The 12,987-nt window shown below is 65.8% G+C and carries 8 protein-coding genes; 5 read left to right on the forward strand and 3 right to left on the reverse strand.

Annotation, left to right across the window (positions count from 1 at the left end; all coding sequences use genetic code 11):
- Positions 1 to 35: 35 nt before the first annotated feature.
- From K2Y03_RS10105 to K2Y03_RS10115, 3 genes are all read left to right on the forward strand, one after another.
- The gene (locus K2Y03_RS10105) at positions 36 to 2,507 is read left to right on the forward strand and encodes a TonB-dependent receptor (RefSeq protein WP_367114768.1); all 2,472 of its coding nucleotides are present in this window, start codon (positions 36 to 38) and stop codon (positions 2,505 to 2,507) included.
- 377 nt (positions 2,508 to 2,884) lie between these two features.
- The gene (locus K2Y03_RS10110) at positions 2,885 to 4,414 is read left to right on the forward strand and encodes a hypothetical protein (RefSeq protein WP_294090501.1); all 1,530 of its coding nucleotides are present in this window, start codon (positions 2,885 to 2,887) and stop codon (positions 4,412 to 4,414) included.
- Between the two features lie 65 nt (positions 4,415 to 4,479).
- Positions 4,480 to 7,197, forward strand: a complete 2,718-nt coding sequence (locus K2Y03_RS10115) for a TonB-dependent receptor (protein WP_294090503.1) — start codon at positions 4,480 to 4,482, stop codon at positions 7,195 to 7,197.
- 134 nt (positions 7,198 to 7,331) lie between these two features.
- Here the strand turns inward: K2Y03_RS10115 and K2Y03_RS10120 are convergent, their stop codons facing one another.
- The 3 genes from K2Y03_RS10120 to K2Y03_RS10130 form a co-directional block, all read right to left on the reverse strand.
- A complete protein-coding gene (locus tag K2Y03_RS10120; protein WP_294090504.1) occupies positions 7,332 to 7,940 on the reverse strand; it encodes a 2OG-Fe(II) oxygenase in 609 nt (202 codons plus the stop codon).
- 160 nt (positions 7,941 to 8,100) lie between these two features.
- Positions 8,101 to 8,595, reverse strand: coding sequence for a hypothetical protein (locus tag K2Y03_RS10125; protein WP_294090505.1), 495 nt, complete (start codon positions 8,593 to 8,595; stop codon positions 8,101 to 8,103).
- 12 nt (positions 8,596 to 8,607) lie between these two features.
- The gene (locus tag K2Y03_RS10130; protein ID WP_294090506.1) at positions 8,608 to 10,899 is read right to left on the reverse strand and encodes a penicillin acylase family protein; all 2,292 of its coding nucleotides are present in this window, start codon (positions 10,897 to 10,899) and stop codon (positions 8,608 to 8,610) included.
- Positions 10,900 to 10,992: 93 nt separating this feature from the next.
- On the opposite strand from K2Y03_RS10130, the gene hslV reads away from it, so the two are divergent.
- Complete coding sequence (gene hslV / locus K2Y03_RS10135; RefSeq protein ID WP_294090507.1) at positions 10,993 to 11,556, forward strand: ATP-dependent protease subunit HslV; 564 nt, start codon at positions 10,993 to 10,995, stop codon at positions 11,554 to 11,556.
- A 130-nt stretch (positions 11,557 to 11,686) separates the two neighbouring features.
- A complete protein-coding gene (hslU, locus tag K2Y03_RS10140; RefSeq protein WP_294090509.1) occupies positions 11,687 to 12,985 on the forward strand; it encodes an ATP-dependent protease ATPase subunit HslU in 1,299 nt (432 codons plus the stop codon).
- Positions 12,986 to 12,987: the final 2 nt, after the last annotated feature.

Raw genomic sequence — 12,987 nt, forward strand, 5'->3', positions numbered from 1 at the left:
GGCTGCAGTTGGGCGCGGCTATGCTTGCGCTTGTCGTGCCGGCTGCTGTCCAGGCGAAATCAAATACGGCGCCCGCCGCGCCGGCTGATGCGCAGGCGCAGCCCGCGCCTGCCGACCAGGCCGCGCCCGCAGACCAGGTCACCGCGCCGACGGCGGAAGAAATCAAGGACGTGGTCGTCACCGCCACCAAGCGCGCGACCAACCTGCAGAAGACGCCGATCGCCATTTCGGTGCTGTCCTCCAAAGACCTGCAGGACCGCCACGTCCAGAGCCTGTATGATCTGGCCGACGGCGCCGTCCCCTCGCTGCGCGTTGCCACGTTCGAAGCGCGCCAGAACGCACTCACCATCGGCATTCGCGGCATTGTGCCGCTCGACGCCAACCAGCCCGCGCGCGAACAGGGCGTCGGCATCTATATCGACGGCGTGTATCTCGGCCGTCAGCATGGCCTGAACGCGGCGCTGTTCGATCTGGAGCGGATCGAGGTGCTCAAAGGGCCGCAGGGCACGCTGTTCGGCCGCAACACCGAAGGCGGCGCGCTCAGCCTGGTCAGCCGTGCGCCCTCGGGCAAGTTCGAGCTGCGCGCCACCGCCGGCGTCAGCAATTACAATGGCTATAACACCGACATCCATGTCGACTTCCCCGAAGTCGCCAATTTCTCGTTCAAGGTCGACGGGCTGATCCAGCATCAGGACGCCTCCACCGCCAACCCGCTGCCGGGCCAGACCGGCTGGAACTATTATGACCGCCGCGCGCTGCGCGTGGCGACGCGGTGGAAGCCGGTCGACAACTACACCGCCGATCTGGCGGTGGATATCGGCCGCGACGCCAGCACGCCCTTTTACAGCCAGCTGCTGAACTTCAACCCCAATAACTGCCGTGGCACGGTGAACGGGGTGAACACCCCGGCCGCCGCCCAGCCGCGATGCGTGCTGCCCGGCACCAACCCCACCTCGTTCAGCGGCACCATTGCCCAGTTGCCGCCGCTGGTCGTCATCAACGGCACTTCGCGCATGGACGTCGCCGATATCGGCGTGCCGCAACAGCCCAGCGTCGACCAGACTTTTGGCGTGAGCCTGACGCAGAAGTGGAAGTTCGCATCATGGGGCGAGCTGCGCTCGATCACCGCTTATCGCGAGGTCCAGTCCTATCAGTGGGACAATAGCGGCGGCGCGCACCGCCCGCCGGTGTTCCGCCCCACGCTGGTGAACGGCGTGCTGACCGGCAATGCCTTCAGCCGCTACAGCCTTGCCAATCTGTGGCAGCAGCAGTGGAGCCAGGAAATCGAACTGGTCGGCAGCATTCCGCGCCTCGATTATGTGGTGGGCCTCTATTATTTCTATGAGCGCGCCAATGATGACGCGGCGACGCCCAACACCAACACCTGGAACGCGACCGGCACCGCCTTCACCATCAACGATCCGACACCGACCATTCCGGGTCTGCGCTCGCTCGACCGGCAGAGCCGGGCAGAGGCGACCAGCTATGCCGCGTTCGGCCAGGCGACCTATACCCCGCCGATCGCGAACGACACGCTGCACCTGACGGTGGGCGGCCGCTTCACGCGCGATGAAAAGAGCGGGCGGCTGACCATCGTCAACAACATCCCGCGCCCCTTTGCCTTTGCGCTCAACGCCAGCCGCTTCAATCCGCTGGTGACGCTGGCCTGGGATGCGGCGCCGGGCATCAACGTCTATGCCAAATATGCAACCGGCTATCGCTCGGGCGGCGCCAGCTCGCGCTCGGTGACCTATCGTTCCTTCGGTCCGGAAGACATCACCTCGTACGAAGTGGGCTTCAAGACGCAGTTCTGGGATCGCCGGATCACGCTCAACATCGCCGCCTATATCGCCGACCGCACTGGCACCCAGGCCGATTTCAGCGTGGTGCAGTTCGACCCGATCACCAACAGCAACCGCAACACCATCGAAACGGTGAATGCGCCGGGCACCACCCGCATCCGTGGCGTGGAAATCGACGGCTCGATCACGCCCATTGACGGGCTGACGCTGAGCGGCGGCTATGCCTATACCTATACCCGCATTCCGCAGGTGGTGAACCCGGTGACGGGCGTGCTGCAGGACTTCTTCATCGTGTTCACCCCGCGCAACGCGGCGAATGCGGCGCTGGATTATGCCTATCGCCTCGACAAGATGACGCTGAAGCTGCACGTCGATGCCAATTATGCGCAATCGACGCAGACGTTCGACCAATATGCGACGCGCAACGATGCCTCGTTCCTGGTCAATGGCCGGCTGACGCTGGCCGATATCCGGCTGAACGACTCGGGCGCGCGCTTCAATCTGTCGGTCTGGGCGCGCAACATGTTCGACGCGCAGTTCGTCTATCGCCGCGACCCCAGCAACAGCCTGGGCGCGCTGCCGGCGGCCGTGGTGGTGAACGGGCAGAACACCTTCCCGGTCAGCAGCGTGAACAATATTCTGGGCGATTACGGCAATTTCAACGCGCCGCGTACCTTTGGCGTGGAAATGGGCTTCAAACTTTAACGCTGTGGGTCAGGGGGCGGTTCGGGCGGGTGTCCGAATCGCCTTCCGGCCCGCAAAATACTGATATTACGTAATTTTATGAAGAACGGGGGCCGCTGCGCCCGGATAATGACGAACTGATCGACGACCAGCTGCTGCGCACGTGATGGCCGCTGCCATCGGTGCGGCGACGTTTAGGCTCCACTTGGCGACGCCGCCCGGCGTCCGCTGAGCCATGACATATAACTGTCATTCTAACGCCATCCCAATGTAACTGAATAGTCGCTTCATTGTCATTTGGTCACCCTAGACGGGCGGCGCAAACGGGGTGCGCCAGGCTCACGGGGGTTCGTGTGGCCAACCACCTCGGCGTGGTTGCTGCTCGAAAGGCCAGGTCAATGCTGAAAAACAAGTCGATCTTTCTTGTCGTCGCATCCGGGCTGGCGCTGGCTGCCTGTGATGGTGCCACCAGCATCGCATCGCCCGGTGAGGGCACGCTGGTGCCCGCGCCCACGCCGACCCCCACGCCGACTCCGACCCCCACGCCGACCCCGACACCGACCGGCCCTGCGGCCGACTGCCCGACCGGCACCACCAATGTCGGTGTCATCAACAATCTGCGCAACTGCCAGCTTTCGGGCGTGATTCGCGGCGGGCTGACGCTGCGCAACCTGCGCGGCGTGATCTATTCGCTGTCCGGCCGCGTCGACGTGGGCGCCGATCTGGGTGGCGATCCCGCCGCCCCGCTCGCCACCGGCGCGCAAGGCATTCTGACGATCGAGCCGGGCACGGTGATCTTCGGGTCGGCCGGCGCCGACGCGCTGGTCGTCAATCGCGGCTCGCAGTTGTTCGCCGAAGGCACCGCGACTCGCCCGATCATCTTCACCAGCCGCTCGAACATCGAAGGCGGCGTCAACGCCAACTCGATCGGCCAGTGGGGCGGCATCGTCATTCTCGGCCGCGCGCCCATCCACACCTGCATCGGCGCGGGCGTGACGCCGGGCACTGTAGGCTGCCAGTCGGCGGTCGAAGGGCTCACCGGCGCTTTCTATGGCGGCGCCTCGGTTTCGGACAATAGCGGCCGCATTCAGTATGTGCAGGTCCGCTATCCGGGCTTCGAAGTGTCGCCGGGCAACGAGCTGAACGGCATCACCGTCGCCGGCGTCGGCGCGGGGACGACCTTCAACTATATCCAGATCCACAACAGCTCGGACGACGGCATCGAATGGTTCGGTGGCCGCGTGAACTCCAAATATCTGGTGATCACCGGCGCCGACGATGACAGCCTCGACACCGATCTGGGCTTCAAGGGCTTCTGGCAATATGCGCTGGTGGTGCAGCGCTCGGCCGGTGGCGACCGCGTGATCGAGGCCGAAACCGCCGGCTTCGAAACCCGCACGCCACGCTCGAACATCCGCCTGTCGAACTTCACCTTCATCAGCAACCGCCCGTCGGACCCGATCCTGCTGCGCGGCGGCACCGACTATACGCTGTTCAACGGCATCGTGCAGAACAGCACCAACCCGTGCCTGGACATTGACGGCAACCAGACCGTGGCGCCGGCCGATGCCGCGACCGACGAAGCCGGCCCGCCGGTGTTCCGCTCGGTGATCTTTGGCTGCCCGTCGGCCGCGCGCGACGAGGCGGACGTGCCGCTGGCGCAGATCACCCCGCTCATCACCGGCAACAACAACGTGCTGCCGCCGGTGGTGCTGACGCTGCTCAACATCTTCCTGCCCGGCACGTTCGAAACCGCCGCGGTTGGCACCAACCCGACGACGATTGCGGGTTCGGGCACCTTCTTTGATGCCGCGACCTATGTCGGCGCGTTCCGCAACGCCACCGACACCTGGTACACCGGCTGGACCTGCGGCGTCGGCACCGGCGCCACCTCGTGCGAAACCGCGCCGGCAAACACCGGCAGCTGATCCGTCGCGCCGGGGCAGCGCGCCTGCCCCGGCCAGACGATGCGCGAGACCAAGGGGGCTATGGCATGACGTTCAAGACCAAGATCAAGGGCCTGTTGCTGGTGGGGACTGTCCTGCCCGCCCCGGTATTTGCACAGCAGACCGCGCCGCAACAGCCGCCACAGGCCGCCGCGCCTGCGCCCGCCGAGCAGGCCGATCAGGCCGCCGAGCCGCAGGAAGAAAAGCCCGAAGTCTCGGCCCCCGGCGGCGTCAGCGACGAAGTCGTCGTTGTCGGCCGGCGCATTCCCAACGTCGTGCGCACCAGCCGCCAGGTTGCCTCGCTGCTGACCGAGGCCGACATCGCCCGCACCGGCGAAGGCGACATTGCCGGCGCGCTGCAGCGCGTGACCGGCCTGTCGGTGGTTGGCGGCCGCTTCGTCTATGTGCGCGGCCTGGGTGAGCGCTATTCGCTGGCGCTGCTCAACGGCCTGCCGATCCCCTCGCCCGATCCGCTGCGCCGCGTCGTGCCGCTCGATCTGTTCCCGACCAAACTGCTGGCCTCCTCGCTGGTGCAGAAAAGCTATTCGGCCAACTTCCCCGGCGAATTTGGCGGCGGCGTCATCAACCTCACGACGCGCGCCGTGCCGAAAAAGGCCTTTCTCGAAATTGGCGGCAATATCGGCGCCAACACCGCGACCACGGGCCAGCTGGGCTATGTCTTCCAGGGCAGCCGCAACAGCGTTTTCGGCTATCTCGATTCGCAGCTGGCGCTGCCGCCGGGCCTTGCCGCCTCGCAGGCTAATGGCCGCCTGCTTGCCGTGGGGGGCAATTTCAACCTGCGCCAGCTGCAGGACATTACGATCAGCCTGAATAATGCCGAAACCAACGTCATCCAGGCCAACACCAGCATGCCGGCCAACTGGGGCCTCAACTTCAGCGCCGGCAGTTCATGGGATGTGGGTACCGTCCGCCTCGGCTTCATCGCGGCTGCCGGCTGGAGCACTGACTGGCAGACCAAGGCGGGCCTGCAGCAGCTTTCCAATGGCGAGGCGGTCGGCCCGAACGGCATTCCGATCCTGCGCCCCGATACCGATTTCAACTTCGTGTCGAGCGAAAACCGCGTCATCGTGAACGGCCTGCTGGGCTTCGGCGCGGAAATCGGCGAGCACCGCATCCGCTTCACCAATGTCTATATCAACGACACGATCAAGGAAGCGCGTATCCAGGCGGGCCGCGACGACACCAATGTCGGCCGCGACGTGTTGCTCAACCGCAGCTTCACCGGCACGTTCCAGCGCCAGCTGATCACCTCGCAGCTGGTGGGTGAGTTCAAGTTCGACAAGCTCACCATCGATGTGCGCACATCATACGCCAACACCAAGCGTCTGGCGCCCTATGAGCGCAACAACAATTATGCGTTCAGCGCGCGCGCGCGCGACTTCGTCAACGATCTGCGCAGCCCCGGTCAGGCCAGCACGGTGGCGTTCAGCCGCCTCAATGAAAATGTGTGGGCCGCCGGCGCCGATTTCGGCTACAAGGTTGAAGGCGGGCCGTTCCCGATCCGGCTGACCGCTGGCTATGCCTTCACCAACAACCAGCGCAACTCCAGCCGCTTCGATTATCGCTTCAACGTCAACGGCGTGCTGCCGTTCGAAGTGACGCAGCAGCGGCCGGACTTTCTGCTGTCCGACTTCAACGTCCAGACCTTTGGCATCTTCCTCAACACCATCTCGACGACGGCACCGTTCTTCACCGCCGGGCTGGTGGTGCATGCCGGCTATGCCCAGTTCGAGATCGAGCCGCTCGACGGCGTGCAGCTGACCGCCGGTGTGCGCTATGAATCGGGCAACCAGTTCGTCAATCCGGTCGACGTGTTCAACGTGAACCCGGCGGCGACCCGCCGCACCGAGATCAACCGCAACTATGTGTTGCCGGGCGGCACGCTGACCTGGAATTTCGCCGAAGACATGCAGGCGCGCTTCTCGGTATCGAAGACAGTGGCCCGCCCGCAGTTCCGCGAACTGGCGCCGCAGACCTATATCGATACCGACACCGACCGGACCTCGTTCGGCAACCAGTTCCTGCAGGACAGCCAGCTGTTCAATGCCGAAGCCCGCTATGAATGGTATTTCGGGCGTGACGAGCGGCTGACCATCGGCGGCTTCTACAAGGACATCACCAACCCGATCGAATCGGTGGCGTTCAACGTGGGCGGCACCTTCAACACCACCTATGCCAATGCCCCCAAGGGGCAGCTGTTCGGCTTTGAAGCCGAAGTGCAGAAATATATCCCGGTCGACCAGATCGTGTCGTGGCGGGCGCTGGCGACCCGGCGGATCTTCATCAACGCCAACTATACCTTCACCAATTCGAGCATCAGCTTCGGCAACAACGATACCACCGTCTTCCCCTTCTCGGGCGAAGTGCGCCCGGCGCGCGACCTGTTCCGGCTGGGCCAGCCGCTGACCGGCCAGTCGGACCATATCGTCAACTTGCAGCTCAGCCTGCAGGACCGCAACAGCCTGTCCGAGCAGACGCTGCTGGTGAACTATGCCAGCGAACGCGCCACGCAGCGCGGCCCCAATGGCCAGCCCGACCTGGTCGAACGGCCCGGGCTCCGGTTCGATTTCGTCGTCCGCCAGGGCTTCAAGCTGGGTGGCGTGCCGCTGGAAGCCAAGTTCGAAGCGCGTAACATCACCAATGTGCGCTATCAGGAATTCCAGACGCTCAACGGCTCGCGCATCGACAACAACACGTTCGTGCTGGGCCGCACCTTCCAGCTGGGGCTGTCGGCGCAGTTCTGATCGAAGGGCCCCTTAAGCCCCTCCCGCAAGCGGGAGGGGTTTGGGGTGCGCATGTTCCGTAAAGCTGGGCACAGCGCTTGCCATCACGTCCCTCGACGGCGCTCGGGACGAAGGGATTCAGAGATAGCGCCGCATCACCCCGCCCAGGGGTGATCGCGGAACCAGCTGGTGATGATATATTTGGTGCCGCGCCGCACCGGCAGCCCCTGATGCAGCGTATCGTAATTGGGCACGCCATCGGGGCGGATATTGTTCCAGCCGAGCAGCTTGCCGGTTTCGGGCTGAAAGGTGCGGTCGAGCCGCTTGAAACGGGTGGCGCCGCCCGCGCCGGGCTCGTTCAGATAGACCATCAACGTCCAGCTGCGCTGGCCGGATCGGCCGCAATAACGCTCGAAATCGGGGCCGGTCGGCTCGAAATAATCGGTGTGCAGCTTGAATTCCTGGCCCACGGCATAACGCTGGCCCTGCAGCGGCTCGGCATGGGCGACATCGAGCCCGGCAAAATCGGCCAGCCGCCGGGTGATGCCGGCCACCAGCGGGTGCGCGGGGTCTAGGTCGCACGTCTCGCTGGTGCGATAGCTCGCGTCGCCGACATGATCGGCCAGGCCCGAGGGGCGGCGCTGCGCATCAATGAGCGCGATGAGCGCGGTGCATTCGTCCGCCGACAGAAACTGCCGCTTTGCGACCATTTCGACGGTCCGAAAGGGCAGCTTCTGGGCACCGGCGAACCGCTCAGTCGACATGGTGGAAGTTTAGCGGCACGCGGCCGCGCGGGCAACGGGCGCTGGGTAGCGGCAGGCTGACGTTAACATTATGACATTAAATAATTAAATGGTAAATTCGAGGTGTCCGGCGCGCGCAAAAAGACCGCATCCGGTGTCCACGAGATGCTCCACCAAAGCCTCAAGCCATCTTGGCGGCGATGATCCATCCCCAGGCAGCGAGCGTCACCGCGCCCCCCGCCACCGTCAGCTGCACGGCCCGGCGCAGCAGCCGCCCCTGCGCATCGATCGAGCGGACGAAGGCGGCAAACAGCCGCTGCCGCAGCGCCGCGTCATCCTCGGGGCCGTCGGCGTCGAACTCCTCCCCCAGCAGCAGCGCGCGCAGGCACAGCAGGGTCGACAGCGCCAGCGGCACCAGCCCGGCAATGCTGGCCAGCGTCAGCCCCGGCTGGCGCGCGGCATCCAGGCTGAGCGGCGCGCCAGGCGACGCGGAGATCGGATGGGTGCCGATGGTGATCATCAGCGCGTTGAACGCAATCATCGCCCCCAGCCGGATCGACAGATCAAGGTCGCGGTTCTGCAAAAACTCTAGATCCGCCAGAAAGCCGGCATCGGGCGGATCGCCCCGCATCGCGCAATAGGCGCGCAGCCGCCCGCGATAGCCGCCCCCGCTCACCGGGCCGCCCTGCTATTCGCTGATGACGCGCGGCTTGCCCTGTGCGTCCGCCGCGATCTCCGCCGGCGTGAAGGGCAGCCGCACCCAGCGCTTGGCCGAATAGAGCCGGGTCTGGTCGCCGAAATGGGGCGAGGCGGGATCGGTCGACTGCGAATAGCTGAGCACCGCATCCGCCACCGGGCCGTTCTCGTCAAAGCTCACCACTTGCACATAGCTGCTGCCATGCACCGGGGTGACGCCGCCCGGAATGGGGGCATGGACCTGCACGTTCAGCACGCCCAGCTGCCCGTCGCCGCCATGCGCCGGAATGCGCTCGGCACCGCGCAGCGCCACCTGCACATCGCCCCAGCGCGCGTCGAGCGCGATCTGCTGCTTGCCGAGCGCCTCCGCCGCCTTGGCCAGCGCGTCGATCAGCTTGGTCTGGGCAGCGGCGTCCGGCGCAAAGTCGCGCGGGGTGTGCACCGGGTCGGCGGGGTCGAACGGCACCGTCCACAGCCCGGCAACGTTCCGCGCCTGCATCCAGAAGACGTGGAAGAGATAGGCGGCGCGACTGTCGAGGTCGAAGCGGCCGTCCCATTTTGCAAGCGCGGCGCAGGCGGCGGCAACATTGTCCTTGCCGGCGCACAGTTTCAGCAGCCCGGGCAGCACCAGCTCTGCCGCCAGCGACTTGTTCGCAAAGGCCATCTGCGCGGCAATCGCATTGTCCACCTTGGTGCCGCCCAGCCCGTCGGCGCCGGTGAAGCGCCGGTCAAGTTCCAGCAGGCCGGAGCGGGTGCGCAGCGTGCGCACCGTTCCCCAGGCGCCCAGAATTGGCGACAGCTGGCGATAGGGGGCGCTCGCATTGCTCAGCCAATAGCTGTCGTTCGAATTGGCGACATAATCGCGCCGTTCCCAGATCGCCTGGTCCGCCGCCGGCATCAGCCGGGGCGCCGGGGTGCCGGCCGCCTTGTCCCAGTCGCAGGCCGAGCGCCGCCCGTCGAGCAGCACGAACCGCGCCGCGACTGCGGCCGACAGCGGCGTCGCGCACGCCTTCACCTTCTCGGCGTTAACATTGGGCACCGCCGTCACATCGGCATGGAGCGCATTGCCGGCCCGGTCCGCCGCGATGGTGTTGACCCAGGGAATGCCAAGCGTGGTCGAGACCGCACGCTTCACCTCCGCCACCGACCGGGCCTTGCCGATCGCCATCCAGGCGGAAAGGCTGCGGTCATTGTCGTAATTGGCGTCGCGGATGGTATAGGCCTTGTCCGCCTTCCACCCCATACCGACAAAGGGAATGGTCAGCATGGGGCCAAAGCGGCTGGCATAGAGCGTGCGCTTCACGCTGCTGCCATCGGGCATCGGCACCGACACGGCGATCGGGCGCATCGCCTCTGCCTTGCCGTCGATGATGTAACGGGTGGGGTCGGCGGGGTCGAGCTGCAGCTCGAACATGGTGAAATGCTGCGCCGCCGTCACCGTGTGTGTCCAGGCGACATCCTTGTTGAAGCCCAGCGCCACCAGCGGCGTGCCGGCCAGCCCCACGCCCATCACGTCGACCTGGCCGGGAATGGTGATGTGCATCTGCCAGAAGCGCGACGGGCCGTTCCACGGGAAGTGGGGATTGCCCACCACCAGCCCGCGCCCGTTCTTCGTCTTCTCCGCGCCGAATGCCCAGCCATTGCTGCCCCAGCCAATGTCGCGCTCGCCCGGCAATGCCCAGGCGGGTGATGCGGCCGCGGCCTGTTTGCCCGGGGGCGCGGCGTTCACGATATAGGGGGCAACCGCCAGGCTGCTCGCCAGCAGCACCTGCTTTTCGGTCAGGCGGAGCAGATCGTCGAGCGTGATCGGCCGCAGCCAGGGCTTGCCCCGGCACGCCTCGGGCGCTTTCGCCCCCACATCGCGCAGGTGGCGGTTATAGCCCGCGACATAGCCCGCCAGCAGCGCGCGCTCATCGGCCGGGCGCGCCGCCCAGCGCCGCTTCAGCGCCGGCAGGTCGATCAGCGCGCGAAAGAAGATGTCGGACGACAGATTGTCGATCTTCTCGAACCCCAGCACCGCCGATTCCTTCGGCCCGAAATAGCGCGATCGGTCGCCGGCTACGGTCGCGAATTCCTCCGCCAGCATGCACAGATTGTCCTCGGCATAGGCATAGCCCACACCATAGCCCGCACTCGCCCAGCTGGCGGCGCGGATGTGCGGAATGCCATAGCTGGTGCGGGTGATGGTGGCGGCATAGCCCGGCCCCTTGGCGGCGGCGGGGCCGGCCAGGGCCAGCGTCGCGGCGCCCGCGCCCAAAGCCAGAATCAGCTGCTTGCGGTTCATGCCCATCCTCCCCAGTCTTTTTCAGGGAGAGCGTAGCGCGGGCAAAGCAGGCGGGCAATTGCAGGCGGCAAAACGCTTCCCATATCGCCCGCCATGAACAACCAACACAGCAATGCAAACACATGGTACGGCACCACCATCCTGTCGGTGCGGCGCGGCGGCAAGGTCGTCGTGATCGGCGACGGGCAGGTGTCGATGGGGCAGACGGTGATGAAGCCCAATGCGAAGAAGGTGCGCCGGCTGGGCGATGGCGGCGTCATCGCGGGCTTTGCCGGGGCGACCGCCGATGCCTTCACCCTGTTCGAGCGGCTGGAGCGCAAGCTGGAGCAGCACCACGGCGCGCTGCTGCGCGCAGCGGTGGAGCTCGCCAAGGACTGGCGCACCGACAAATATCTGCGCAATCTGGAAGCGATGATGATCGTCGCCGACAAGGATGTGACATTGATCCTGACCGGCAATGGCGATGTGCTGGAGCCGGAGGCAGGGATCGCCGCGATCGGCTCGGGCGGCAATTTCGCGCTCGCCGCCGCGCGGGCACTGGCCGATTATGAAACCGATGCAGAGACGATCTGCCGCAAGGCGATGAAAGTCGCGGCCGACATCTGCGTCTACACCAATGAAGCGCTGACCGTGGAGACGCTGGCAAGCGCGGCCTGACCTGTCATCCCCTCCCTGGTGAAGGGAGGGGCCGGGGGTGGGTGGGCCAGTAATTGGTTCCTTCCTCAACCCCATATCCACCCACCCCTATCCCCTCCCTTCACCAGGGAGGGGGACCCAGAGTGAAGACATGAACGACGCCCTTACCCCCAAAGCCATTGTCGCCGCGCTCGACGCGCACATCATCGGCCAGCGTGACGCCAAGCGCGCGGTTGCGGTGGCGCTCCGCAACCGCTGGCGCCGCCAGCGGCTGGGTGCCGATCTGCGCGACGAGGTGAGCCCCAAGAACATCCTGATGATCGGCCCCACCGGCTGCGGCAAGACCGAGATCAGCCGCCGGCTGGCCAAGCTGGCCGACGCCCCCTTCGTGAAGGTGGAGGCGACCAAGTTTACCGAGGTCGGCTATGTCGGCCGCGACGTGGAGCAGATCGCGCGCGACCTGGTCGAGGAAGCGGTGCGGCTGGAAAAGGAACGCCGCCGCCAGGCCGTGAAGGACAAGGCGGAGGAAGCGGCCATGGCCCGGCTGCTCGATGCGCTGACCGGCAAGGGCGCGAGCGAGGCGACGCGCGAGGCCTTCCGCCAGCGCTTCCGCGACGGCCATCTGGACCAGAGCGAGGTCGAGATCGAGATCGAACAGGCGCCGCAGATGCCGTTCGAAATCCCCGGCGGCGCGCAGGTCGGCATGATCAATCTGGGCGAGATGATGGGCAAGGCGTTCGGCCAGCCGCCGCTCAAGCGCCGCAAGCTGAGCGTGCCCAAGGCGTGGGAAAAGCTGGTCGAGGAGGAGGCCGACAAGCGGCTGGACCAGGACGAGGTGAGCCGCGTCGCGCTCGCCGATGCCGAAGCCAATGGCATCGTCTTCCTCGACGAGATCGACAAGATTGCGGTCAGTGACGTGCGCGGCGGCTCGGTCAGCCGCGAAGGCGTGCAGCGCGACCTGCTGCCGCTGATCGAGGGGACGACGGTTGCCACCAAATATGGCCCGATGAAGACCGACCATATCCTGTTCATCGCGTCGGGCGCCTTCCATGTCGCCAAGCCCAGCGATCTGCTGCCCGAGCTGCAGGGCCGCTTGCCGATCCGTGTCGAGCTGAAGGCGCTGACCGAGGCCGATTTCATTGCCATCCTGTCGGACACCAAGGCCTCGCTGATCGCCCAATATTGTGCACTGCTGGCGACCGAGGGCGTGACCATCGACTTTACCGAGGACGGCATCCGCGCGGTGGCCCGCATCGCCGCCGAGGTGAATGCGCAGATCGAGAATATCGGCGCGCGGCGGCTGCAGACGGTGATGGAGAAGCTGCTGGAAAGCGTGAGCTTCGACGCGGAGGACCGCAGCGGCCAGACGGTGCGGATCGACGCGGCCTATGTGGAGGCGGAACTGGCGAGCATTGCCCGCAACACCGATCTCAGCCGCTTCGTGCTGTAACA

The organism is Sphingomonas sp., assembly GCF_019746015.1.
Taxonomy (GTDB): Bacteria; Pseudomonadota; Alphaproteobacteria; order Sphingomonadales; family Sphingomonadaceae; genus Sphingomonas.

Bases quoted from the DNA above. Each gene is read 5' to 3' on its own strand.
- K2Y03_RS10110 (WP_294090501.1), top strand. From the start codon at position 2,885: ATGCTGAAAAACAAGTCGATCTTTCTTGTCGTCGCATCCGGGCTGGCG.
- K2Y03_RS10115 (WP_294090503.1), top strand. From the start codon at position 4,480: ATGACGTTCAAGACCAAGATCAAGGGCCTGTTGCTGGTGGGGACTGTC.
- K2Y03_RS10120 (WP_294090504.1), bottom strand. From the start codon at position 7,940: ATGTCGACTGAGCGGTTCGCCGGTGCCCAGAAGCTGCCCTTTCGGACC.
- K2Y03_RS10130 (WP_294090506.1), bottom strand. From the start codon at position 10,899: ATGAACCGCAAGCAGCTGATTCTGGCTTTGGGCGCGGGCGCCGCGACG.
- hslV (WP_294090507.1), top strand. From the start codon at position 10,993: ATGAACAACCAACACAGCAATGCAAACACATGGTACGGCACCACCATC.
- hslU (WP_294090509.1), top strand. From the start codon at position 11,687: ATGAACGACGCCCTTACCCCCAAAGCCATTGTCGCCGCGCTCGACGCG.